Source organism: Streptomyces sp. RLA123 (assembly GCF_056270165.1).
Genome location: NZ_JBWDOR010000003.1, coordinates 7,066,112 through 7,089,282, shown reverse-complemented (window position 1 = coordinate 7,089,282; position 23,171 = coordinate 7,066,112). Strand labels below are relative to the sequence as shown.

Below are 23,171 nucleotides of genomic sequence, written 5' to 3'. Positions count from 1 at the left end.
TTCAGATCCCGGGGACGAACTGGACGAGGACGAGGTCGATCAGCTTGATGGCGAGGAAGGGGACGATGACGCCGCCGAGGCCGTACAGCCACAGGTTGCGGGTGAGCAGGGCGGACGCCGAGGACGGCCGGTAGCGCACGCCCCGCAGGGCGAGCGGGATCAGCGCGACGATGACGACGGCGTTGAAGACGACGGCGGACAGGATCGCGGAGGCCGGAGAGTGCAGCCGCATGATGTTGACGGCGTCGAGCGCGGGGTAGACCCCGCCGAACATGGCGGGGAGGATCGCGAAGTACTTGGCGATGTCGTTGGCGATCGAGAAGGCCGTCAGCGCCCCGCGGGTGATGAGGAGTTGCTTGCCGATCTCGACGATCTCCACGATCTTCGTGGGATCGGAGTCGAGGTCGACCATGTTCCCGGCCTCCTTGGCGGCCGAGGTACCGGTGTTCATGGCCACGCCGACATCGGCCTGCGCCAGCGCCGGGGCGTCGTTCGTCCCGTCACCGGTCATCGCGACCAGATTGCCGCCCTCCTGCTCCCGCTTGATCAGCGCGAGTTTGTCCTCCGGAGTGGCCTCGGCGAGGAAGTCGTCGACCCCCGCCTCCTCGGCGATGGTGCGGGCCGTCACCGGGTTGTCGCCGGTGACCATGACGGTGCGGATGCCCATGCGGCGCATCTCTTCGAAGCGTTCGCGCAGGCCGGGCTTGACGACGTCCTTGAGGTGGATGACACCGAGCAGGCGGGCCGGTCCGCCGGCCGTGCGTTCGGCGACCGCCAGCGGGGTGCCGCCGGAGGCCGACACCTGCTCCACGTACACGTCCAGGCCGGCCGGCACCGTCCCGCCGTTCTCGCGCACCCAGCCGGCGATGGCGGCCGCGGCGCCCTTGCGCAACTGCCGCCCGCCCCGGGGCAGATCCACGCCGGACATGCGGGTGACGGCGCTGAAGGGCACCCACGCGGCCTCGGGCAGGTCGAGTTCGTCGGCGCGGTGGTGGGTCAGCGCGAAGTGCTCCCGGGCGTGAGCGACGATCGAGCGGCCCTCGGGGGTCTCGTCGGCGAGGCTGGACAGCAGTGCGGCCTGGGCGAGTTGCTCCGGCTCGATGCCGCCGATCGACAGGAACCCGCTTGCCTGCCGGTTGCCGTAGGTGATGGTGCCGGTCTTGTCGAGCAGCAGGGTGTTCACGTCGCCCGCCGCTTCCACGGCGCGTCCCGACGCGGCGAGCACGTTGCGCTGCACGAGCCGGTCCATGCCCGCGATGCCGATCGCCGACAGCAGGGCCCCGATGGTGGTCGGGATGAGGCAGACCAGCAGGGAGACCAGGACGATGCCGGTCACGCCGTCGGCGGTCAGCGCGGTGCTGTCGGGGGACGCGCCCATGATGCCCTTGGAGAAGATCGCCATGGGCTGGAGGGTGACGACGGCGATCAGGAAGACGAAGGTCAGCATGACCAGGAGCAGGTTCAGGGCCAGCTCGTTGGGGGTCTTCTGCCGGTTGGCGCCCTCGACGAGGGCGATCATCCGGTCCAGGAAGCTCTCGCCGGGTTCCTGCGTGATGCGCACGACGATGCGGTCCGACAGCACCTTGGTGCCGCCGGTCACGGCCGACCGGTCGCCGCCGGACTCGCGGATGACGGGTGCGGACTCCCCCGTGATCGCGGACTCGTCGACGCTGGCGACGCCCTCGACGACATCTCCGTCGCCGGGTATCAGCTCGCCGGCCGCCACGACCACCCTGTCGCCGCGGCGCAGTGCCATCGCGGGGACGGTCTTCTCCCCTGTCGCCGTCAGGCGGCGGGCGGTGGTCTGCCGGCGCGTCCGGCGCAGCGAGTCCGCCTGTGCCTTGCCACGGCTCTCGGCCACGGCCTCGGCGAGGTTACCGAAGACCACGGTGAGCCAGAGCCACACGGTGATCAGCCACGCGAACAGCGAGGAGTGGGCGATCGCGAGCCCGGTGGTCAGCGCCGCGCCGATCTCGGTGACGAACATGACCGGGTTGCGGAAGAGCGTCACGGGGTTGAGCTTGCGCAGCGCCTCCGGCAGGGCGAGCCACAGCTGCCGAGGATCGAGCAGGCCCCCGCCGACACGGCGGTTCCGGCCGGGACCGGGTGCGCCGGCCTCGCTCTCCGGGGCCGGTTTGACGAGGGTTGGGGCTGTGGTCATCTGAGGTGCTCCGAGGGAATCAGGCGGTGGTGCGGTAGCGAGGGGGCACCTCCGGGCAGGGCAACGCGGGGACGGCACCTGCCCGGAGGGCGAAGGTAGGGCCCCTTGGGGGGCCGGGTTGCCGCGGACCCGTCAGTGGATCCACAGACAGAGGGCGTCGACCAGGGCGAACGCACCGGTCACCCGCAGGACGCCCATGATCTGGGAGCCGAACCGGTCGGACGACGCGTCGGGGTCGTCCTTGACGGCGGGGGCGGCGAACCGGGGGTCCACCGTGAGAGCGGTGACACCGAGTGGCCTGGCCAGCGAGCGCAGCGCGGATTCCGACAGGCTGATCCACGCCTGTTCCGCGCCGAGGGTCGCGGTGAGGAGTTCCGGCGTGGTGAAGGCGACCGCCGTGCGGTCGCCCAGCGGCGTGCGGAACATCCGCGCGACGCAGCCGGCGGGTCCCGGCCGGACGGGGACGCAGAGCGTTCCGCCGTCTGCGGCCGGGGTGCGTTCGCAAGGCTCGGGGTCGTCCTCGGACGCGGACTCGGTCATGGATTCCTCCAAGAGGGAAGGCAGGGCCCCGGTCCGGGCACGTCGGACCGGGGCGCACCAGGAAGCTACGCCCGGGGTAAGGGGGGTGACGGCCTTCCCTGACGGGACGTTGACGGCGTGCGCCGATATGTTGACGCCGCGATCGCGGGTGGGTCAGGGGCGCGTCAGGCCCGGGGGAGGCGGCGTCAGGATCGCGACAAGGGCACGCCACCGGCCGGTGGCACGGCGTTTGCATGGAGTCATGCGTGAGTCCCGCGAAGACCGTGTCGTGGTCGGTGTCAGCGGTTCCCTGGGCAGCCTGGCGGCACTCCACAGGGCCGTCGAGGAGGCACGCCGCCGGTCGGCGGCGCTGACGGTGGTGATCGCCTGGGAGAACGTCGGTGTCGACTTCGGTTCCAGTCGGCCGCCGTCGCCGCCCCTGCTCGACCGCTGGCACTCCCTCGCGCGCCGGCAGTTGTTCGCCGCCCTGGACACGGCCTTCGGCGGCAGCATCCCCCTGGACCCTCCGCTGCGCCCCGTCATCGCGCTCGGCCTGCCCGGCCCCACGCTGGTGCGGGTGGCCGACCAGGAGTCCGACCTGCTGGTGGTGGGCACCGGCTCGCACGGCCCGCTGCGCCGCCTGCTGTCGCCGTCGGTCGCCCGGCACTGCCTGAACCACGCCCGCTGCCCCGTGCTCGCCGTACCGCCGTCGCCCCTGCTGTCGCAGCTCGTGGAGGCCGAGCGTCGCGGGTCACGCGCGCGATTCGGCCTCGGGCGCGGGGCGCACGACTCCTTCACGCCCTGAATCACCCGCTGAGCCCGGCCTCCTCCAGGTCCAGGGCCCGCTGGACGGCGCGCAGGGTGGCGTCGCTCACCCGGCCGGTCTCGTACAGCCGCCGTAGTTCGCCGCTCTGTACGCCGATCAACGCCCGGCGCAGGTCCCGGTGGGCGGTGACGGCCTCGGCCGAGACGGCGGCGCGATCCGCCCCGGAGCCCTCGTCCCCCTCGTCGAGTCCGGCCTCCAAGTGGCGGCGCAGCTGCATGACCACGGAAGCCGGAGCGGCCTCGAGGTCGGCGAGCTGGTCGAGGTAGCGCAGCCCCGCGCGCGACAGGGCGTCCCGGGCCCGCGCCTCCTCGCGGGCGGTGTGCTCCGGCTCCAGGGCGATGCCCGAGCGCCGCACCACCGGGGCGAGGGTGAACCCCTGGACGACGACGGTCAGGACCACCACGCCGGTCGTGAGGGTGAGTACCAGCGAGCGGTGCGGCAGCGGCGCCCCTCCGGAGGTCACCAGGGGCACCGACAGCGCGGCGGCCAGCGGCATGACCCCACGCGTACCGGCCCATGAGGTCACCAGCGGCACCCGCCAGGAGACCGGGCCGTCCTTGCGGCGGTGCTGCATGACGGCCGAGAGCGGGAAGACCCACACGAGCCGCAGGACGACGACGGTGGCGGCCACCGCGAGCACGCCCACCACCAGCGGCAGGCCCCGCTCCGACGGATCGAGTTCGCGCACGAGCGTCGGCAGCTGGAGGCCGATGAGCGCGAAGACGACGTTCTCCAGGAGGAAGACGACGGTGGCGTAGACGGCGTGGATCTGCAGCCGGATCGGTGCGTTTGTGACCCGGTGCCCGGCGCTGCCCAGCACCACGCCCGCCAGGACGACCGCCGTGACCCCGGAGGTGTGCAGGTCCTCGGCGAGCACGTAGACGCCGTACGGTGTGACCAGGGAGACCACCGTCTCCAGGACCGGGTCCTCGGTGCGCCGGCGGATGAGCACGACGAGCCCCGCCACGGCGGCGCCGACCAGCGCTCCGCCACCGCCCAGTTCGAGGAAGCGGCCCGCGGCCCCCGGAGTCAGGAGGGAGCCCGAGGCGACCGCGGCGCCGACGGCGACCTTGAAGAGCACCAGGCTCGTGGCGTCGTTGAAGAGGCTCTCGGACTGCACCAGCACCTTCACCCGGGGCGGCAGGGACAGCCTGCGCCCGAGGGCCGTCACGGCGACGGGATCGGTGCTTGCCAGCACGGCGCCGAGGACCAGCGCCATCGGCCCGCCGAGCGGGGTCAGGGTGGCCGCCACGGCGGCCACGGCCGCGGCCGAGGTCACCACGAGCCCGAAGGCGAGGACCGTGACCGGGCGCCACACGCGGCGCAGTTCGCGCCAGGAGATCTCCTCGGCGGAGGCGTACAGCAGCGGGGGCAGCACGACGACGCTGATCACCTCGGGCGCGACGTGCACCGCGGGCACCCACGGCAGCAGTCCGACCAGCAGCCCCGCCACGACCAGGAGCGAGGGAGCGGGGACCCGCCAGTGCCGGGCTCCCGTGGCCACCGTGGTCGCCAGTGCCACAAGCAGGAGGACGGCGGTCAGGATGGTCATGCGAGGTTCCCCCGGAAAGATCTATTGCGGCTGCTGCGTCTTTACGCCGACCAGACTTCCCGGCACCCCACAGGAGAATTTACCCGACCCTGACACCCCTCCCGGGCCTGCGGGGACCTTGGGCGTTAAGAACGCGTCAGGATTGCGCGTCAGCCGTATGGAGCTCGTCAAGGGAACGCCCCGACGACCCGCGTGGCAGCGCCGCCGTCGGTCCCGGCGCGCCCGCTCCCCCGGTCCGCGCCCACCCCCCGCCCCGACCTGCGGAGTTGATCTCCGGACGGACGGCTCCCGCACCCCGCGACGCAGCCCGGGGCCGGCCCCGGACCGTCACACGGGGACGGCCGCCTGGGCACCGCGGTGCCGTCGCGCCGCCGCGGCGCGCGCCGACGGCCCCGGCCGGGCTGCGTACGCTGACGTGGCCGTCCGCCGACGGCGGAGGCTTGACTGTTGTCGACGGGAGTGCAAGTGGCCATGTCCGCTCATCCGAATCGGCTGCGCGCGTGGATGCTGGAGGGCCTGTCCGACATGGCCCGGCACCAGCAGGGCGGGCAGCCGGTACCCGAGAGCGCCCATCGCGGGCAGCGGTGGTGGCGGGTCATGTGCCTGACGGGTGTGGACTACTTCTCCACCCTGGGCTACCAGCCGGGCATCGCGGCCCTGGCCGCCGGCCTCCTGTCGCCCGTCGCCACGATCGTCCTGGTGATCGTGACGCTCGCGGGCGCGCTGCCGGTGTACCGGCGGGTGGCCGAGGAGAGCCCGCGCGGCGAGGGCTCGATCGCGATGCTGGAACGGCTGCTGTCGTTCTGGCAGGGCAAGCTCTTCGTGCTGACGCTGCTGGGCTTCGCGGCCACGGACTTCCTGATCACGATCACGTTGTCGGCGGCGGACGCCTCCACCCACCTGGTGGAGAACCCGCACTTGACGAGCGTGCTGCACGGCCACGAGATGGTCATCACCCTGTTCCTGGTGGCCCTGCTCGGCGCGGTGTTCCTCAAGGGCTTCCTGGAGGCGATCGGCGTCGCCGTGGTCCTGGTCGGGCTCTACCTCGCGCTCAACGCGGTGGTGGTCGTCGTCGGGCTGTGGCATGTGGCGACCGCCTCGCACGTCGTCACCGACTGGTCCAGCGCGCTGACCGCGCAGCACGGCAACGTGATCGCGATGGTGGGCGTGGCCCTGCTGGTCTTCCCCAAACTGGCGCTCGGCCTCTCCGGCTTCGAGACCGGTGTCGCCGTCATGCCCCACGTCCAGGGCGATGCCGACGACACGGAGGAGAATCCCGCCGGACGGATCCGCGGGACGAAGAAGCTGCTGACCACGGCCGCGGTCGTCATGAGCGTCTTCCTCATCGCCACCAGCTTCATCACCACGCTCCTCATCCCCGCCCAGGAGTTCAAGTCCGGCGGACAGGCCAACGGCCGCGCCCTGGCGTACCTGTCGCACGAGTACCTGGGCAACGCCTTCGGCACCGTCTACGACGTGTCCACCATCTGCATCCTGTGGTTCGCCGGCGCCTCGGCCATGGCGGGCCTGCTCAACCTCATGCCGCGCTACCTGCCCCGCTACGGCATGGCGCCGCACTGGGCGCGCGCGGTGCGGCCGATGGTGCTGGTCTTCACGCTGATCGCGTTCCTGGTCACCTGGATCTTCGACGCCGACGTGGACGCCCAGGGCGGCGCGTACGCCACCGGTGTGCTGGTGCTGATCAGCTCCGCGGCGATCGCGGTGACCATCGCCGCCCGCAAGGCCCGGCAGCGCGGCTGGACCATCGGCTTCGCGGTGATCTCGGCGGTCTTCCTCTACACCACGGTCGTCAACGTCATCGAGCGCCCGGACGGTGTGAAGATCGGTGCCTGCTTCATCGCCGGCATCATCCTCATCTCCCTGCTGTCCCGGCTGGCCCGCGCCTTCGAACTCCGCGTCACCAGCGTGACGCTGGACGACATGGCCCAGCGCTTCGTCCGCGACATGTCCCACCGCAGGATCCGCTTCATCGCCAACGAGCCGGACCGCCGGGACATGGCGGAGTACCGCGACAAGATCCAGCAGATCCGCGCCGACAACGACATCCCCGCGGAGGACGACTTCGTCTTCGTCGAGGTCACCGTCTCCGACCCCTCGGAGTTCGAGTCCGGGCTCACCGTGCGCGGCGACGTGCTGCACGGCCGCTACCGGGTGCTCACGCTGGAGTCGTCGTCCATCCCCAACGCGCTGGCGGCGCTGCTCCTGCACGTGCGCGACGCCAGCGGGCAGCGCCCGCACATCTACTTCGAGTGGACCGAGGGCACCCCCTTCGCGAACTTCCTGCGCTTCTTCCTCTTCGGGCAGGGCGAGGTCGCCCCCGTCACCCGCGAGGTGCTCCGCGAGGCCGAGCCGGACCGCACCCGCCGCCCCCGCGTGCACGTCGGCTGACCCGCCGGCCGTCAAGGCCGCGCCAGGATCGCGCGGCCGGCCGTCAGGAACGCGTCAGCCGAGGTCCTCGCGGGGGCGCCCGCTCCTACGGTCGGCCGCATGAAACGGACCACCACCGGCCGCACCGACCGGCGCTGGGCGGGGGACGCGCGGTCCGCGGCGGGGTGCGCGCTCGGCTTCCTCGCCCTCGCCCTGGCCCTCGACACGGCCGCGGGGAGCCTCAGCGCGGCGCGCGCCGGACTCTGGGCGGGCCTGGCGGTCCTGGTCCTGGCGGTGCTGGTGCCCCCGCGCGTGACGGCGGGCGACGGCTGGCTCTCGGTGCGCGGCGCGCTGCGGACCCGTACGGTGCGCACCGACACGCTGGTGGCGGTGCGGCAGCACCAGGGCCCCGGGGCGCACCTGCTGCTGTACGACGCCTTCGGTCACCGCGTGCAGGTCGATCCCCGGACGCTGATCGCCAACCCGTTGCTGTGGCATCTGCTGGAGGCCGGCGCCCACCGCTCCCGCGAACGCGGCGTCCTGCGCCACGGTTCCCAGGTGCTGGCGCACCTCGGCGACGCCGTCGACGGGCCGCGGGCCCGGGCGGTGTTCCGCGTGTCGGGTATGGCGTAGGACGCCGCCGGTCAGCCGAGGCCCGGCACGAACTGGACGACGGCCATGTCGATCAGCTTGATGCCGAGGAACGGCAGCACCAGCCCGCCCACCCCGTACACCAGCAGGTTGCGCCGCAGCAGGTCGGCGGCGGACGACGGCGTGTAGCGGACGCCGCGCAGGGCCAGCGGGATCAGCGCGACGATGATCAGGGCGTTGAAGACGATCGCCGAGGTGATCGCCGACTGCGGGCTGTGCAGCTCCATGATGTTGAGCTTGTCCAGGCCCGGGTAGGCACCGGCGAACATCGCGGGGATGATCGCGAAGTACTTCGCGACGTCGTTGACGATGGAGAACGTCGTCAGCGCGCCGCGGGTGATCAGCAACTGCTTGCCGACCTCGACGATCTCGATCAGCTTGGTCGGGTTGGAGTCCAGGTCCACCATGTTCCCGGCCTCCTTGGCGGCCGAGGTACCGGTGTTCATGGCCACGCCGACATCGGCCTGCGCCAGCGCCGGGGCGTCGTTCGTCCCGTCACCGGTCATCGCGACCAGATTGCCGCCCTCCTGCTCCCGCTTGATCAGCGCGAGTTTGTCCTCCGGAGTGGCCTCGGCGAGGAAGTCGTCGACCCCCGCCTCCTCGGCGATCGCCCTCGCGGTCAGCGGGTTGTCACCCGTGACCATCACGGTGCGGATGCCCATCCGCCGCAGTTCGGCGAAGCGTTCGCGGATGCCGTTCTTCACCACGTCCTTGAGGTGGATCACGCCGAGGATCTGGGCCTCGTTCCCGTCGTCGAGTGCGACCAGGAGCGGGGTGCCGCCCGAAGCGCCGATCCGGTCCACGACCGCCGCCACCTCCTCGGGCACCTGCCCGCCGCGGCCCGTGACCCAGGCGGCCACGGTCGCCGCGGCGCCCTTGCGCACGGCGACTCCGGCGCCGTCCTCCCAGCGCAGGTCGACCCCGCTCATGCGGCTGCGGGCGGAGAACGGCACGAAGCGGGTCTGCCCCAGCTCGCCGGGGGCCGGTGCGCGCAGCCCGTAGCGCTCCTTGGCCAGGACGACGATCGACCGGCCCTCGGGGGTCTCGTCGGCGAGGCTGGACGCCTGGGCGGCCTGCGCGAGTTGCATGTCGTCCACGCCGGACAGCGGGACGAAGGCGGCGGCGCGGCGGTTGCCGAAGGTGATGGTGCCGGTCTTGTCCAGCAGCAGGACCGACACGTCGCCCGCCGCCTCGACGGCGCGCCCGGACATCGCCAGCACGTTGCGCTGCACGAGCCGGTCCATGCCCGCGATGCCGATGGCCGACAGCAGCGCGCCGATGGTGGTGGGGATCAACGTGACGAGCAGGGCCACCAGGACGACCGTGCCCTGGGCGGCACCGGCGTAGGAGGCCATCGGCTCGAGGGTGACGACGACGAGGATGAAGACGACGGTCAGGGACGCCAGCAGGATGTTCAGCGCGATCTCGTTGGGCGTCTTCTGCCGGGAGGCGCCCTCGACCAGGGCGATCATCCGGTCCAGGAAGGTTCTGCCGGGCCGCGACGTGACGCGGACGACGATCCGGTCCGACAGCACCTTCGTGCCACCGGTCACCCCGGAGCGGTCGCCGCCCGCTTCGCGGATGACCGGGGCCGACTCCCCCGTGATCGCCGACTCGTCGACTGCCGCGATGCCCTCGACGACCTCCCCGTCGCCGGGGATGGTCCCGCCCGCCTCGACGACCACCACGTCGAACCGCCGCAGTTCGCCGGCCGGGACCGGCTCCTCCGTGAACTCCCGGCCGTACGGGCGCCAGCCGCGCAGCCGCCGGGCCACGGTGCCGGTCCGGGCCCGGCGCAGGCTCTCGGCCTGGGCCTTCCCGCGGCCCTCCGCGACGGCCTCGGCCAGGTTGGCGAAGACCACCGTCAGCCACAGCCAGGCGGTGATCACCCAGGCGAAGACACTGGGGTGCAGCAGCGCCGACAGGGTCGTGAGCACTGCACCGGCCTCGACGACGAACAGCACCGGTTTGCGCACCATGCCGCGCGGGTCGAGCTTGCGCAGCGCCTCCGGGAACGCGGTCCACAACTGCCGGTGGTCGAGCAGTCCGGCGGACACCTTCCGGCGGCGGCCGGGCCTGCGCCCGGGGGCCGGTGGGTGAGGGGCGGTGCGGTCCGTCACGGGGGCGGGGGCCAGGGGCTGCATGGAAGGGGGCCTTCTGAGAGGTACGGGGACACGGAGACACGGGGATACGGGGATACGGGGCCAGCACATCGCGGCCGCGGGTCCCCGACGGGCTTCCCTGACAGGACCTTTGCGCCCGTGGGCCGCCCTTCTGACGGCACCTTGACGCCGCGCCGGCCGCGCCGTCAGGTCGGTGTCAGGAACGGGCGGCGGATCTTGCCGCCCGCGGCGGCGGACGATGGGATGGCGACGTGAACAGCGGTCGGCTCCATGACGATCGGCCACCCCGTCCGGTGCCGCCGGTCTCGCGCGCTGTTCTCCTGCCGGCTCCCTGACGAGCCGGTGTTCCGCGGCCACGCCCTGCGGCCGCGTTTCTTCGCGTGCGGCGCGCGCCCCCCACGACCCCCACGACCTGTGGCCCGGGCGCGCGCCGACGCGTCCTTCCCCCGGAGGGATGACCCCATGTCCGCATCCGCCCTTCCCGCCGTTTCCCCCAGGACCGCCATGGTCACGGGGGCGACCTCCGGCATCGGGTGGGAGACCGCCCGTATGCTCGCCGCACGCGGGCACACGGTCATCGTCCACGGCCCCGACACCGAGTCCGCCCACCACGCCGTGGAGCGGCTGGTGGCCGCCGGCGCCGACCGGGCGCGGCTGCGCCTGGCCGTCGCGGACTTCCGCCGGCTCGCGCAGGTCAAGGCGATGGCGGCGGAGCTGTCGGCCGTCCATCCCGTCCTGGACGTCCTGGTCAACAACGCCGCGGTCGCGGCCCCGGAGGAGCACACGCTCACCGAGGACGGCAACGAGCTCTCCTTCCAGGTCAACTTCCTGGCCGCGTACCTGCTCACCCGGGAGCTGAGGCGTCCGCTGACGGCGCGTCCGGGCAGCCGGGTCGTCAACATCTCGTCGACCACGTACCGGTCGGCGTCGCTGGCCTGGAACGACCTCAACCGGGCGCACCACTACTCCCGGTACTCCGCGTACGCGCAGTCGCAGCTGGCCCTGACCGTGTTCGCCGGCGCGGCGGCGCCCGCGGGCTGCACGGTCGTCAGCGTCGACCCGGGGGTCGGCACGACCGCCCTACTGCCGCTGTCCGCGCACGAGGGCGCGTCGCCGGCCGAGGGCGCCGCCCGCGTGGTGCGGCTCTGCGACCCGCGGGCCCCGCTGGTCCCAGGCGCCCACTACGACGCCGCCGGCCCCTCCACCGCCGGCCACGGGGAGCGCACCGCACGCCGCCTGTGCAAGGTCGCCGACCTGCTCGTCATCGTCTGAGAGCCCGTCACCGCATCGAGGAGGAACACATGTCCAAGCGCGCCCGCAAGAAGAGGGCCCGTCGCAAGCACGGGGCCAACCACGGCAAGAAGGCCAATCAGGGCTGAACCCCCACGGCGGTGCGGACCACCCGGGCGATCCGGTGGTCCGCACCGCCGTCGGCGTACCGACACGTGAAGAGGGACACAGATGATCGAGTGCACGGGACTCCCCCTCCCCGGCGGCTGGTTCCCGTCCGATGTCCCGGGCCTGTCGCGCTCGCGGAGCACGTCCGCGCCACCGGCCACGGCCGATGGTGGGCGGACCGGCCCGTCGGGCCGCGCGTGGTCGCCGTGGCCTGCGCCGGCCACGTCCTGATGGAGGGAGATCCTCGCCATGTGGACCCGCGCGCCCTGGCTCCGCTCGGTGACGGCCGTGTCCTGGCCCGGCCGCGATTCCTGCCGGTCCTCGCGGCGGCGTTCGGCCGGGTCGTCCCCGGGGAGCGGATGATCTGGCTGCGGCCCCGTCCGGTGCCGCGACGCCGCCTTCCCCACGACGTGGTGGTACGCAGACCGACGGCCGCTGACGGCGCGGCTCTCGCGGCAACGAGCCCGGACACCGCCTGGCTCCGCGGCAGTTGGGGCGGACCTACGGCACTCGCCGGCTCGGGGCACTGCTGGGGCGCCTTCCGGGGCAGCCGTCCGGTGTCGCTGGCCTGCGCGTACTTCCTGGGCGCCGCGTACGAGGATGTCACCGTCATGGCCCTGCACGGACACCGCCGCCAGGGCCTCGCGCTCGCCTGCCTCGCGGGCCTGTGCGCGGACGTCGCGGCCCGCGGCCGCGCTCCGAGCTGGACCGGCTCGCGGGACAACCGGCCGAGCCGGCTGTCGGCCAGGGCGGCAGGCTTCCGGCTGTTCGGCGAGTACGCCCACTTCGCCGTGGGCCGCCCCGCCCGGCACGTGGTCCGGGCGGGGTGACCCCGGCGGCGCCGGGTCAGGGCTCGAAGCGGTAGCCCAGGCCGGGGACGGTGATCAGGTGGCGGGGGTGGGCGGGGTCCGGTTCCAGCTTGTGCCGGAGGGTGGCGAGGTAGACGCGCAGGTAGTTGGTGCGCTTCTCGTTGCCCGGTCCCCAGACCTCGCGCAGCAGCTGACGGCCGGTGACCAGCCGCCCCGGGTTGCGCAGCAGCGGCATCAGCAGCCGCCACTCGGTGGGGGTCAGGTGCGGTGCCGTGCCCCGGCCCCAGCGGGGGCCGACGGTGAACGCGGCCAGGTCCAGACGGTATCCGCCGACGTCGACCGTCTGCGGCTCCTCCACGGCCGCCGGGCGGCGGAACACGGCCCGCAGCCGGGCCGCGAGTTCGTCCATGGAGAACGGCTTGGTGAGGTAGTCGTCGGCGCCCGCGTCCAGCGCCGGTACCTTGTCGGCCGGGTCCGAGCGCCCGGACACCACGATGATCGGCAGCGGGCTCCACGCCCGGACGCCGAGGATCACGTCGATCCCGGCCATGTCCGGCAGCCCGAGGTCGAGGACGATCGCGTCGGGCGGGTTGAGGGACACCAGCGTCAGCGCGGTGGCCCCGTCGGGCGCCGTGGTCACGGTGTAGTGGCGGGCGGTGAGGTCGATGTCGAGGGCCTTGCGGAAGCCCGACTCGTCGTCGACGACCAGAACGCGCCTCATGTCAGGGCCTCCTCGCCCCCGAGGGCGGGGTCGGGGTCGGTGGATGCGGCGCCTTCGAAGGCGTCCGCGACGGGCAGCGACAGCACCATGGTCAGTCCGCCGCCGGGCGTGTCCTCGGGGGTGAGGGTGCCGCCCATCGCCTCGGTCAGACCGCGGGAGAGCGCGAGCCCCAGACCGAGCCCGGTGGTGTTGTCGGTGTCGCCGAGCCGCTGGAACGGCGCGAAGACCCGCTCGAGGTCGGCGGGCGTGAGCCCGGGCCCGCGGTCGGCGACACGCAGTTCGACGCGCCCGCCGAGCGCGCTCGCGCCGATCAGGACCGCGGTGCCCTCCGGCGCGTGCCGTTGCGCGTTGGTCACGAGATTGGCCACGACCCGCTCCACCAGGGGTGGGTCGGCCAGCGCGAGCGGTGCCTCGTCCAGCCCCTGGGTGACCACCCGTGCGCCGGCGTCGGCGAGGCTGTCCAGGGCGAGGGGCACCATCTCGGCGAACGCGGTCGGCCGCAGCGTCAGTTTGAGCGCGCCGGCCTGGAGTCTGCTCATGTCGAGCAGGTTGTCCACGAGACGGCTGAGACGGGCCAGCGACTCCTCGGCCGTCGTCAGCAGTTCCTCGCGGTCCTCGGCCGAGAACTCCACCTCGCGGCTGCGCAGGGAGCTGATCGCCGCCCAGGCGCCGGCCAGGGGGGTGCGCAGGTCGTGGCCGACCGCGGCCAGCAGTGCGGTCCGCATGCGGTCCGCCGCCTTGACGGGTTCGACCTCGGCGGCGGCCTCGGCGAGCCGGGCCCGTTCCAGCGCGGAGGCCACATGGCCCGCGAAGGCGACGAGGACCCGCCGCTCGGACGCGGCCAGGCGGCGTCCGCGCAGGACGAGGGTGTCCTGCGGCCCGACGGCGACCGCGACGGTGTCGCCCGCCTCGCTGTCCCGTTCGGTGACCACCGGACTGCGGTGGTCGGAGGGCCCGTGGACGAGTACCGCGGATTCCAGCCCGAAGGCCTCCCGCGTCCGTTGCAGCAGTACCTCCACGGCCTGGTCGCCGCGGAGGATGTTCCCGGCCAGTGACGACAGCGTCTCGGCCTCGGCCGTCGCTCCGGCCGCGCGCCGGGACAGCCGCAGGGAGCGGTCCACGATCGTGGCGACCGTGACGGCGACGACCGCGAAGACGGCCAGGGCGAGCACGTTGTTGGTCTCGCCGATGGTGAACCGGCCGATGGGCGGGATGAAGAAGTAGTTGAGCAGCAGGGACGCCGTGACCGACGCGAGCAGCGCGGAGACCACTCCGCCGATGCAGGCGACGCCGACGACGGTGAGCAGGAAGAGCAGGGCCTCGCTGGTGAGGTTGAGGTGCCCGCGGGTGTTCGCGAGGACGACGGTCAGCAGCGCCGGAAGGACGAATCCCGCCACCGGCCCGGCAACCTTGCGCACGAGGGGCAGGTCGCTGCTGGGGGCGGGGAGGAGGCGCCCGCGGCCCGCACGTTCGTGGGTGACCATGTGGACGTCGATGTCACCGGAGCGTTCCACGATGGTCTCGCCGGCCCCGCGCCCGGTGACGAAGCGCGCCAGCCGGCCGCGCCGGCTGGTGCCGACCACCAGCTGGGTGGCGTTCTCGGCCCGGGCGAATTCCAGGAGCGCGGTCGGGACATGGTCGCCGACGACGGAGTGGAAGCTGCCGCCCAGGCTCTCCACCAGGGCGCGCTGCCGGGACAGCGCGGCGGGTGAGACATCCGCCAGGCCGTCGCTGCGGGCGACATGGACGGCCAGCAGGTCGCGTGTGCCGCCCGCGCCGGACGCACCCCCGCCGTGGGAGCGTTCGGCGATGCGCGCGGCCCGGCGGATCAGCGTCTCGCCCTCCGGCCCGCCGGTGAGCGCCACCACGACGCGCTCGCGGGTCTCCCAGACCCGGCCGATGCCGTGTTCGGTGCGGTACTTCTGGAGGGCCTCGTCGACCCGCCCGGCGACCCACAGCAGGGCCAGTTCGCGCAGGGCGGTGAGATTGCCGACCCGGAAGTAGTTCGACAGGGCGGCGTCGACCTTCTCCGGGGCGTAGACGTTGCCGTGGGCCATCCGCCGGCGCAGCGCCTCGGCGGGCATGTCCACGAGCTCGATCTCGTCGGCGCGCCGGACGACCTCGTCGGGCAGGGTCTCGCGCTGGGGTACGCCCGTGATCTTCTCGACGACGTCGTTGAGCGATTCCAGGTGCTGGATGTTGACGGCGGTGACCACGTCGATCCCGGCCGCGAGCAGCGTCTCGATGTCCTGCCACCGCTTGGCGTGCGCACCGCCGGGGATGTTGGTGTGGGCCATCTCGTCGACCAGGGCGACCTGGGGGGCGCGCGCGAGGACCGCGTCGAGGTCCATCTCGGTGAAGTCGGCGCCGCGGTAGCTCCGTTCGGCGCGCGGGACGATCTCCAGGCCCTCGAGTTGCGCCTCGGTGTGCGGCCGCTTGTGGCACTCGACGTAGCCCACGACGACATCCGTGCCGCGGGCGGCCCGCCGGCGGCCCTCGTCCAGCATCCGGTAGGTCTTCCCCACTCCGGGTGCGGCTCCGAGGAAGACCTTCAGTTTGCCGGGCCGCCCGTGGCGGGCGCCGGCCGGGGCTGTGACGACTGGCTGCGTCACCGGGAGTCCTTCCTTGCGGGATGTCACGGCGGGATGTCACGCCGCCCGGCGCCGCAGAATGCCTGCGGCGCCGGGCGGCGTGGTCCGTGCGATACGGAGGGAACGCGACGTCACCCGAGCTGGGCGAGTGCGAGGTTGAGCTCGACCACGTTGACGCGTTCCGCGCCGAGGAAGCCGATGACGCGGCTCTGCACGTGGTCCGCGACCAGCTTGTGCACCTCGGTCTTGTCCAGGCCGCGGGCCATGGCGACACGGTCGGCCTGCTCGTAGGCGTAGGCCGTCGAGATGTTCGGGTCGAGGCCGGAGCCGGAGGCCGTGATGGCGTCGACCGGGACGTCGCCGGGGGCCACGTCGTCGAACTCGGCCACGGCCGCGCGGCGTTCCTTGATCGTCTTGATCAGGTCCTCGTTGTTGGGACCGAGGTTGGAGGCACCGGTGGCGAGCGGGTCGTACCCGCCGGGCCGCGGCTGGAACCACTTCGGGTCCGGCAGGGCGACCTCGTCGGCGTCGTCCGGGTTCTTCTTCGGGAGGTTGAAGCTCTGGCCGATGAGGCTGGAGCCGACGGTCTTGCCGTCCTGGGTGACCTTGGAGCCGTTGGCCTGGTCGGAGAAGACCGCCTGGGCGACCCCGGTGACGGCCAGCGGGTACACGATGCCCGCGACGACCGTGAACACCAGCAGCATACGCAGGGCGGCCAGATGGTTCCGGACCACGGCGGGAAGGGAGCTGAACATGTCGGATTGCCTTCTTCGGTCAGCTGAGTCCGGGGATGAACTGGATGATCATGTCGATCACCTTGATGCCGGCGAACGGCAGCACCAGCCCGCCCAGACCGTAGATCCAGATGTTGCGGGTCAGCAGGGCGGACGCCGAGGACGGCCGGTAGCGGACGCCGCGCAGCGCGAGCGGGATCAGCACCACGATGATGAGGGCGTTGAAGACGATCGCCGAGGTGATCGCCGACTGCGGGCTGTGCAGCTGCATGATGTTGAGCTTGTCCAGGCCCGGGTAGGCGATCGCGAACATGGCGGGGATGATCGCGAAGTACTTCGCCACGTCGTTGGCGATGGAGAAGGTCGTCAGCGCGCCGCGGGTGATCAGCAACTGCTTGCCGATCTCCACGATCTCGATCAGCTTGGTCGGGTTGGAGTCCAGGTCCACCATGTTCCCGGCCTCCTTGGCGGCCGAGGTACCGGTGTTCATGGCCACGCCGACATCGGCCTGCGCCAGCGCCGGAGCGTCGTTGGTGCCGTCACCGGTCATCGCGACGAGCTTGCCGCCCGCCTGCTCCCGCTTGATCAGCGCCATCTTGTCCTCGGGCGTCGCCTCCGCGAGGAAGTCGTCGACACCCGCCTCTTCGGCGATCGCCTTCGCGGTCAGCGGGTTGTCACCCGTGATCATCACCGTGCGGATGCCCATCCGCCGCAGCTCGTCGAACCGCTCCCGCATGCCGTCCTTGACGACATCCTTCAGGTGGATGACGCCCAGGACGCTGGCCGCGCCGTTGTCCTTGACCGCGACGACCAGCGGCGTGCCGCCCGACTGCGAGATGCGGTCGACCTGCGACTGCACCTCCTCGCCGGCCTGGCCGCCGTTCTCGGCGACCCACGCGGTGACCGCGGACGCGGCGCCCTTGCGGACCTGCCGGCCGTCGACGTCGACGCCGGACATCCGGGTCTGGGCGGTGAAGGGCACGAACTCGGCGTGGCTGAGCTCGCCCTGGTGGCGCTCGCGGAGCCCGTACTTCTCCTTGGCCAGGATGACGACGGAACGGCCCTCGGGCGTCTCGTCGGCCAGCGACGACAGCTGCGCCGCGTCCGCCAGCTCAGCCGCAGTGGTGCCGCCGACCGGCAGGAACTCAGAGGCCTGACGGTTGCCGAAGGTGATGGTGCCCGTCTTGTCCAGCAGCAGCGTGTTGACGTCACCGGCTGCCTCGACGGCACGGCCCGACATGGCCAGCACGTTGCGCTGCACCAGGCGGTCCATGCCCGCGATGCCGATCGCCGACAGCAGACCTCCGATGGTCGTCGGGATGAGCGCGACGACGAGGGCCACGAGGATGACGATGCTCTGCTCGGCGCCCGCGAAGATCGCGAACGGCTGGAGGGTGACGACCGCCAGCAGGAAGACGATGGTCAGCGAGGCCAGCAGGATGTTGAGCGCGATCTCGTTCGGCGTCTTCTGCCGGGAGGCGCCCTCGACGAGCGCGATCATCCGGTCGATGAACGTCTCGCCCGGCTTGGAGGTGATCCGGACGACGATGCGGTCCGACAGCACCTTGGTGCCGCCCGTGACCGCTGAGCGGTCGCCGCCGGACTCCCGGATGACCGGGGCCGACTCGCCGGTGATCGCCGACTCGTCCACCGAGGCCACGCCCTCGACGACGTCACCGTCGCCGGGGATGATCTGGCCGGCCTCGACGACCACGTGGTCGCCCAGCCGCAGCCCGGAGGCGGGCACCTCCTCCTCGCGGAGCGATGTGGCCCCCGGCCGCCAGTCGGCCACACGGCGCGCGACGGTGTCGGTCTTGGTACGCCGCAGGGTCTCGGCCTGCGCCTTGCCGCGGCCCTCGGCGACGGCCTCGGACAGGTTGGCGAAGACGGCGGTCAGCCACAGCCAGACGGTGATGACCCAGGCGAAGACGCTCGGGTCCTTGATCGCCGACAGGGTGGTCAGGACGGCGCCGACCTCGACCACGAACATGACCGGGTTCTTGACCATCACCCGGGGGTCGAGCTTCTTCAGCGCGTCGGGAAGCGAGGTGAGCATCTGCTTGGGGTCCAGCATGCCGCCGGAAACGCGATGGGGCTGCTGCGGCCCGGGCGATGCCGCCCCCGGCGCGGTGGGGGGTTCGAGGGTGGTCAGGGACATCAGGACAGACCTTCCGCGAGCGGACCCAGCGCGAGGGCGGGGAAATAGGTGAGGCCGACGACGATGAGGATCACGGCCGTCAGCAGGCCGACGAACTGCGGCCGGTGGGTGGGCAGGGTGCCCGCCGTGGCCGGGACCGGCTGCTGCTTCGCCAGCGATCCCGCCAGCGCCAGGACGAACACGATCGGCAGGAGGCGCCCGAAGAGCATCGCCAGGCCGAGAGCCGTGTTGTACCAGTCGGTGTTGACGGTGATGCCGGCGAACGCCGAGCCGTTGTTGTTGGCGGCCGAGGTGAAGGCGTACAGCACCTCCGAGAAGCCGTGGGCGCCCGAGTTGAGCATGCCCGCCCGCTCACCAGGCAGGGCCATGGCGATGCCCGCGCCGACCAGCACGATCGCCGGGGTGGTGAGGATGTAGAGCGAGGCGAACTTCATCTCGCGGCCGCCGAGCTTCTTCCCCAGGTACTCCGGGGTGCGGCCGACCATCAGGCCGGCGATGAAGACCGTGATGATCGCGAGGACGAGGATGCCGTAGAGGCCGGATCCGGTACCACCGGGGGCGATCTCGCCGAGCATCATGTTGAAGATCGTCATCCCGCCGCCGACGGGTGAGAACGAGTCGTGGAAGGAGTTGACCGCGCCGGTGGAGGTCAGCGTCGTCGACACCGCGAAGAGCGCCGAGCCCCACACGCCGAAGCGCTGTTCCTTGCCCTCCATCATGCCGCCCGCCAAGTGGCCGGCCTGGCTGCTGACGCTGTGCAGCTCGTTGACGGTGACGATGGCGACCGAGGCCGCCCAGATCACGCCCATCACGGCGATGATCGCGTAGCCCTGGCGGTTGTCGCCGACCATGCGGCCGAAGGTGCGCGGCAGGGAGGTGGCGATCACCAGCAGGAGGTAGATCTCCAGCCAGTTGGTGAAGGCGTTGGGGTTCTCGAAGGGGTGGGCGGAGTTGGCGTTGTAGAAACCGCCGCCGTTGGTGCCCAGCTCCTTGATGGCTTCCTGCGAGGCGACCGGTCCGCCGGTCAGGCTCTGGTGGTCACCGACGAGGGTCGAGATCGACTCGACGCCGTGGAAGTTCTGGATGGCGCCGCCCGCGACGAGCACGATCGCGAAGACGAAGGCGAGCGGGAGCAGCACGCGGATGACGATCCGGGTGAGGTCCACCCAGAAGTTGCCGATGCGGTCGGTCCTCTTGCGCGTGAAGCCCCGGATCAGGGTTGCCACGACAGCGATGCCGACGGCCGCCGACACGAAGTTCTGCACGGCGAGACCGGACATCTGCACCAGGTGGCCCATGGTGGACTCACCCGAGTACGACTGCCAGTTGGTGTTGGTCACGAAGGACACGGCCGTGTTGAAGGCGACGCCCGGCGTGACGGCCGGCATGCCGATGTCCAGCAGCAGGTGGTTCTGCAGCCGCATCAGCCCGTAGAGGAAGAAGACGGAGACGGCGGAGAATGCGAGCACGCTCCGCAGGTACACCGACCACTTCTGGTCGGCGTCCCCGTCCACCCCGCCCAGCCGGTACACGAAGCGCTCGACGCGCAGGTGCTTGACCGAGGTCAGGGTGTGGGCCATGTAGTCGCCCAGCGGTCGGTAGGAAAGGGCCAGCGCGCCGACCAGCGCGAGAATCTGGAGCCAGCCCGCGAGGGTGTCGTTCACTAGAACTTCTCCGGGTGGATCAGCGCCAGCACCAGGTACCCGACCAGGGCGACGGCGACGACAAGGCCGACGATGTTGTCAACGCTCACAGCCGCTCGACCCCCTTGGCGACGAGGCCGATGAGGGCGAAGGCGACGACGGCGATGACGAGGAACGCTAGGTCTGGCATGCGAGTGCACCCCGGGAGATGTATGGCACAGAGACCGCCCGCCCTCGGGGGCGAACGGTGCCGGCGAGAACCGGCCTCAGGTAGAAAAGCGCCCCTGATGGCCCCGACCGGGTTTGTTGGCGGCTTCCATACGGGTGCTCGCGGCGGCTTAACGTTGTTTTTACGCCCCGCCGCCGTTATGCCCCGCCGCCCCTGTGCCTCCAGGCGCCCTCTCCTGCGCCGGGGGCCTGGAGGGCGGATGCGTGGCAGGCTCGGGCTCCCCGTCGCGGACCGGGCCGGGCGCGGGCGCGGCCGGGATCGACCCCGGTTCCGCCGGCGCCCGCCCGGTGGTCGAGGAACTGGTGGCCGCCTACCCGCGGCCGGCCGGCCGCCGCGACGGCGCGGAGTTCCGCGCCTGGCTGCTGGAGCGCCTGGAGCTCGGCCACGATGCGCGCTACGAGCGGTAGTGGCAGCTCGTCGCGGCGGGCAGCAGGCGCCGCCCGCCCTGGACCCGGCCGTCAGGTGGTTCAGCTCTGCTCTGCGGGCCGGCTGAGCAGCTCGCGGTAGAAGGCGAGGGTGGCGTCCAGGGCCTCGCCCAGCGGCGTCGGACGGATGCCGAAGGTGTTCTCGAAGGCCGACGAGTCCATGATCTGCGGTTCGGTGTGCTGGTAGAACATCTCGGCGTACTCACCCACGAACACCTCGTCGAACGGCCCGACGGGCCGCGGCTCGTCCACCACGAGGACCTTCAGCGGCCGCCCGAGCCGCTCCTCGACCATGCGGTGCACCTCGCGCGTCGTGACGGCGGGCGCGGTCGGCAGGTGCCAGACCCGCCCGTCGCCCCCGGGGCGCTCGCCCAGGGTGGCGAGGCCCACCGCGAGGTCGCCGATGAAGGTGTAGCTGTGCGGCAGGTCGATGTCGCCGAGGCCGAGCGCCTCGCCGCCGGTCAGGGCGGCGGGGAAGAACGCGCCGCCCAGGGAGGAGTTGAACACGCCCGGCCCGACGAAGTCGGCGGACCGGGCGAGCACGACGCGGGCCCGGTCCTCGCGGTGCGCGGCCAGGTATCGCTCGTCCAGCTCCGCGCGCATGCGGCCCTTGCGGGAGGTGGCACGCCACGGCGTCTCCTCGGTCATGACCTCGCCGTGCGTCTCGCCGTACGGGTAGAGCGTGTCCAGCACGACCAGCCGGGCCCCGGTGGCCTCGACGGCACCGAGGACCGCCTCCTGGACCCGGGGCATGACCTCGACCTGGAGGTGGTAGCCGACGTTCACGGCGTGGTACACCACCGCCGCTCCCTCGATCGCGGCCAGCGCGCCCTCGAGCGTGCTCACGTCCGCCGCACGGCGTTCCACCCCCTCGTGGGCGGGGCCCTCGCCCTTGCGGTCGACCAGGCGGACGGCGTGTCCCCGACGCGCGAGCTCCGTCGCGACGGCGGTACCGGCGGGACCGGAGCCGAGAACGGTGTGCAGGGTGCGTGCGGTGCTGGGCATGGCGATTCCCTTTCGTTGACGCTCTGCATAATGCGCTTTGCTCTCACGTTCGTTAGATACTGTAACTATCAGGATCGGCACTAGCAAGGCCCCGTGCGGGACGGGGGAGCCGACGGCCGGCGGACACACGACAGCCCGGGGTCACGCCGCCGGACGGCGGCGTGACCCCGGGCTGTGAGCGGGCTCAGCCCGAGCGCGTGCCCGTGGAGCGGCGGCGGCGCAGCGCGAGGGCGAGCAGGCCGGTGACGGCGAGGCCGGCGGCGCTCCCGATCGCCAGGGCGGTGGGGCCGGAACCGGAACCGCCGCCCTCGGCGGCGACGGGCTGCGCGTCCGGGGACTCGACCGCCGGGACGGCGGCGGACGGCGACGCGGGGGACGGGGTGGCGGACTGCTCGACGGGCGTGGCGGAGACCCGCCGCTCGGCGGGGGCGCTCGCGCGGCCGGGCCGCGGCGTCGGCTTCACGGACGCGGCGGGCTTCGCCGGCGTCCTGCCGGCCGGTTTCGCCGCGGCGGGGAAGACCACGTCGGAGCAGGAGTAATAGGTGTCCGGGGTCGAGGAGTTCTGCCAGATCGCGAAGAGCACGTGCCTGCCGGTGCGGTCGGCGGGCAGCCGTCCGCTGATCCGGTAGGCACCCCCCGTGACCGGCGGGTCGGTGGCGGTCAGGAAGGGGCTGGAGGCCAGCTCGGACCAGGTGAGCGGGCGGGTCGGATCGTAGCCCTGCTTCGTCAAGTAGAGCCGGAACGTGCCTTCGTGAGGGATCGTCGTGCCGTATCGCATCGTGAAGGCGGCGCCGGGCACGAGCCGCGTGGCCGGCCAGTCGGCGCGCGCGAGGTCCAGGCCCCGGAACGCGGACAGGCCGCCGCTGCACAACTTGCCGTCCGGGATGACCTGTCGGTCGCGGCCCGCGACACCGGCGACGCGCAGGTTGTCCCAGTCGGCGAAGGCCGCGCCGCCCCCGTTGGCCGCCGCGGCGGCGCGGCAGGCCGGCGTGCCGGTGAACCGCCCGCTGCCGGCCGCGCACGCCGCGGCCCTGCTGACGGGGTCGACGGGCGCCCCGTGCGCGGCGGCCGGTCCCGCCGACGCCAGCAGGGGCAGCAGCGCGGCGGTCCCCGCGACGACGGTTCTGAGCACGTGGCGCGATGGGGCCATGCCGGGCGCCTCCCCTTTGCCGGTTCGGAGTCGAGTAGACGGGTCGCCCGTTACTACGGACCGTCCGCGTCCGGCGTTCAGCGGCAGG

At 72.4% G+C, this 23,171-nt stretch carries 19 protein-coding genes; 7 read left to right on the top strand and 12 right to left on the bottom strand.

Annotation, left to right across the window (positions count from 1 at the left end; all coding sequences use genetic code 11):
• Position 1: 1 nt before the first annotated feature.
• Positions 2 to 2,161, bottom strand: a complete 2,160-nt coding sequence (gene kdpB, locus RV983_RS32570) for a potassium-transporting ATPase subunit KdpB (protein ID WP_475989293.1) — start codon at positions 2,159 to 2,161, stop codon at positions 2 to 4.
• 132 nt (positions 2,162 to 2,293) lie between these two features.
• Positions 2,294 to 2,701 (bottom strand): SAV_915 family protein, encoded by a 408-nt coding sequence (locus tag RV983_RS32565; RefSeq protein ID WP_475989292.1) that lies wholly within the window; start codon positions 2,699 to 2,701, stop codon positions 2,294 to 2,296.
• A gap of 241 nt (positions 2,702 to 2,942) precedes the next feature.
• On the opposite strand from RV983_RS32565, the gene RV983_RS32560 reads away from it, so the two are divergent.
• Entirely contained in the window at positions 2,943 to 3,485 is a 543-nt protein-coding gene (locus tag RV983_RS32560) for a universal stress protein (RefSeq protein ID WP_475989291.1), read from the top strand.
• 1 nt (position 3,486) lies between these two features.
• Here RV983_RS32560 and RV983_RS32555 read toward each other — a convergent pair whose 3' ends face one another.
• The gene (locus RV983_RS32555) at positions 3,487 to 5,058 is read right to left on the bottom strand and encodes a Na+/H+ antiporter (protein WP_475989290.1); all 1,572 of its coding nucleotides are present in this window, start codon (positions 5,056 to 5,058) and stop codon (positions 3,487 to 3,489) included.
• 471 nt (positions 5,059 to 5,529) lie between these two features.
• Here RV983_RS32555 and RV983_RS32550 point away from each other — a divergent pair, with 471 nt between their 5' ends.
• Complete coding sequence (locus RV983_RS32550) at positions 5,530 to 7,467, top strand: APC family permease (protein ID WP_475989289.1); 1,938 nt, start codon at positions 5,530 to 5,532, stop codon at positions 7,465 to 7,467.
• Between the two features lie 99 nt (positions 7,468 to 7,566).
• Positions 7,567 to 8,079 (top strand): hypothetical protein, encoded by a 513-nt coding sequence (locus RV983_RS32545; protein WP_475989288.1) that lies wholly within the window; start codon positions 7,567 to 7,569, stop codon positions 8,077 to 8,079.
• 11 nt (positions 8,080 to 8,090) lie between these two features.
• Here RV983_RS32545 and kdpB (RV983_RS32540) read toward each other — a convergent pair whose 3' ends face one another.
• Positions 8,091 to 10,241: a potassium-transporting ATPase subunit KdpB gene (gene kdpB, locus RV983_RS32540; RefSeq protein WP_475989287.1), complete on the bottom strand. Its 2,151-nt coding sequence runs from the start codon at positions 10,239 to 10,241 to the stop codon at positions 8,091 to 8,093.
• A 441-nt stretch (positions 10,242 to 10,682) separates the two neighbouring features.
• Between kdpB (RV983_RS32540) and RV983_RS32535 the strand changes: the two genes are divergently transcribed.
• The 3 genes from RV983_RS32535 to RV983_RS32525 all read left to right on the top strand — a co-directional run bounded on the left by RV983_RS32535 (position 10,683) and on the right by RV983_RS32525 (position 12,448).
• Positions 10,683 to 11,492, top strand: a complete 810-nt coding sequence (locus tag RV983_RS32535; protein WP_475989286.1) for an SDR family NAD(P)-dependent oxidoreductase — start codon at positions 10,683 to 10,685, stop codon at positions 11,490 to 11,492.
• Between the two features lie 29 nt (positions 11,493 to 11,521).
• Positions 11,522 to 11,599 carry a 50S ribosomal protein bL37 gene (locus RV983_RS32530; RefSeq protein ID WP_475990527.1) on the top strand — a complete coding sequence of 26 codons (78 nt, stop codon included), beginning with the start codon at positions 11,522 to 11,524 and terminating at the stop codon, positions 11,597 to 11,599.
• Positions 11,600 to 11,869: 270 nt separating this feature from the next.
• Positions 11,870 to 12,448 carry a GNAT family N-acetyltransferase gene (locus RV983_RS32525; RefSeq protein WP_475989285.1) on the top strand — a complete coding sequence of 193 codons (579 nt, stop codon included), beginning with the start codon at positions 11,870 to 11,872 and terminating at the stop codon, positions 12,446 to 12,448.
• Positions 12,449 to 12,464: 16 nt separating this feature from the next.
• Here RV983_RS32525 and RV983_RS32520 read toward each other — a convergent pair whose 3' ends face one another.
• The 6 genes from RV983_RS32520 to kdpF form a co-directional block, all read right to left on the bottom strand.
• Positions 12,465 to 13,148: a response regulator gene (locus RV983_RS32520; protein WP_475989284.1), complete on the bottom strand. Its 684-nt coding sequence runs from the start codon at positions 13,146 to 13,148 to the stop codon at positions 12,465 to 12,467.
• Positions 13,145 to 15,655: a sensor histidine kinase gene (locus RV983_RS32515; protein WP_475990526.1), complete on the bottom strand. Its 2,511-nt coding sequence runs from the start codon at positions 15,653 to 15,655 to the stop codon at positions 13,145 to 13,147. Before RV983_RS32515 ends, RV983_RS32520 begins: the two co-directional genes overlap by 4 nt.
• A gap of 215 nt (positions 15,656 to 15,870) precedes the next feature.
• Positions 15,871 to 16,494, bottom strand: a complete 624-nt coding sequence (gene kdpC / locus RV983_RS32510; protein WP_475989283.1) for a K(+)-transporting ATPase subunit C — start codon at positions 16,492 to 16,494, stop codon at positions 15,871 to 15,873.
• A gap of 19 nt (positions 16,495 to 16,513) precedes the next feature.
• Positions 16,514 to 18,631: a potassium-transporting ATPase subunit KdpB gene (gene kdpB, locus RV983_RS32505; protein ID WP_475989282.1), complete on the bottom strand. Its 2,118-nt coding sequence runs from the start codon at positions 18,629 to 18,631 to the stop codon at positions 16,514 to 16,516.
• A complete protein-coding gene (gene kdpA, locus RV983_RS32500; protein WP_475989281.1) occupies positions 18,631 to 20,295 on the bottom strand; it encodes a potassium-transporting ATPase subunit KdpA in 1,665 nt (554 codons plus the stop codon). Before kdpA ends, kdpB (RV983_RS32505) begins: the two co-directional genes overlap by 1 nt.
• The gene (kdpF, locus tag RV983_RS32495; RefSeq protein ID WP_360909391.1) at positions 20,295 to 20,384 is read right to left on the bottom strand and encodes a K(+)-transporting ATPase subunit F; all 90 of its coding nucleotides are present in this window, start codon (positions 20,382 to 20,384) and stop codon (positions 20,295 to 20,297) included. The genes kdpA and kdpF overlap by 1 nt, the downstream gene beginning before the upstream one ends.
• A 322-nt stretch (positions 20,385 to 20,706) precedes the next feature.
• Between kdpF and RV983_RS32490 the strand changes: the two genes are divergently transcribed.
• Positions 20,707 to 20,910 carry a hypothetical protein gene (locus tag RV983_RS32490; RefSeq protein ID WP_475989280.1) on the top strand — a complete coding sequence of 68 codons (204 nt, stop codon included), beginning with the start codon at positions 20,707 to 20,709 and terminating at the stop codon, positions 20,908 to 20,910.
• A 60-nt stretch (positions 20,911 to 20,970) separates the two neighbouring features.
• On the opposite strand, the gene RV983_RS32485 is transcribed toward RV983_RS32490, so the two are convergent.
• Both RV983_RS32485 and RV983_RS32480 read right to left on the bottom strand, forming a co-directional pair.
• Positions 20,971 to 21,933: an NAD-dependent epimerase/dehydratase family protein gene (locus tag RV983_RS32485; RefSeq protein WP_475989279.1), complete on the bottom strand. Its 963-nt coding sequence runs from the start codon at positions 21,931 to 21,933 to the stop codon at positions 20,971 to 20,973.
• A 184-nt stretch (positions 21,934 to 22,117) separates the two neighbouring features.
• Complete coding sequence (locus RV983_RS32480) at positions 22,118 to 23,083, bottom strand: lytic polysaccharide monooxygenase (protein WP_475989278.1); 966 nt, start codon at positions 23,081 to 23,083, stop codon at positions 22,118 to 22,120.
• Positions 23,084 to 23,171: the final 88 nt, after the last annotated feature.

Coding starts and splice junctions, on each gene's coding strand:
- RV983_RS32550 (WP_475989289.1), top strand. CDS start 5,530: ATGTCCGCTCATCCGAATCGGCTGCGCGCGTGGATGCTGGAGGGCCTG.
- RV983_RS32480 (WP_475989278.1), bottom strand. CDS start 23,083: ATGGCCCCATCGCGCCACGTGCTCAGAACCGTCGTCGCGGGGACCGCC.
- RV983_RS32545 (WP_475989288.1), top strand. CDS start 7,567: ATGAAACGGACCACCACCGGCCGCACCGACCGGCGCTGGGCGGGGGAC.
- kdpB (WP_475989282.1), bottom strand. CDS start 18,631: ATGTCCCTGACCACCCTCGAACCCCCCACCGCGCCGGGGGCGGCATCG.
- RV983_RS32485 (WP_475989279.1), bottom strand. CDS start 21,933: ATGCCCAGCACCGCACGCACCCTGCACACCGTTCTCGGCTCCGGTCCC.
- RV983_RS32555 (WP_475989290.1), bottom strand. CDS start 5,058: ATGACCATCCTGACCGCCGTCCTCCTGCTTGTGGCACTGGCGACCACG.
- RV983_RS32560 (WP_475989291.1), top strand. CDS start 2,943: ATGCGTGAGTCCCGCGAAGACCGTGTCGTGGTCGGTGTCAGCGGTTCC.
- kdpC (WP_475989283.1), bottom strand. CDS start 16,494: ATGTTCAGCTCCCTTCCCGCCGTGGTCCGGAACCATCTGGCCGCCCTG.
- kdpB (WP_475989287.1), bottom strand. CDS start 10,241: ATGCAGCCCCTGGCCCCCGCCCCCGTGACGGACCGCACCGCCCCTCAC.
- RV983_RS32535 (WP_475989286.1), top strand. CDS start 10,683: ATGTCCGCATCCGCCCTTCCCGCCGTTTCCCCCAGGACCGCCATGGTC.
- kdpB (WP_475989293.1), bottom strand. CDS start 2,161: ATGACCACAGCCCCAACCCTCGTCAAACCGGCCCCGGAGAGCGAGGCC.
- RV983_RS32530 (WP_475990527.1), top strand. CDS start 11,522: ATGTCCAAGCGCGCCCGCAAGAAGAGGGCCCGTCGCAAGCACGGGGCC.
- RV983_RS32515 (WP_475990526.1), bottom strand. CDS start 15,655: ATGCTGGACGAGGGCCGCCGGCGGGCCGCCCGCGGCACGGATGTCGTC.
- RV983_RS32565 (WP_475989292.1), bottom strand. CDS start 2,701: ATGACCGAGTCCGCGTCCGAGGACGACCCCGAGCCTTGCGAACGCACC.
- RV983_RS32520 (WP_475989284.1), bottom strand. CDS start 13,148: ATGAGGCGCGTTCTGGTCGTCGACGACGAGTCGGGCTTCCGCAAGGCC.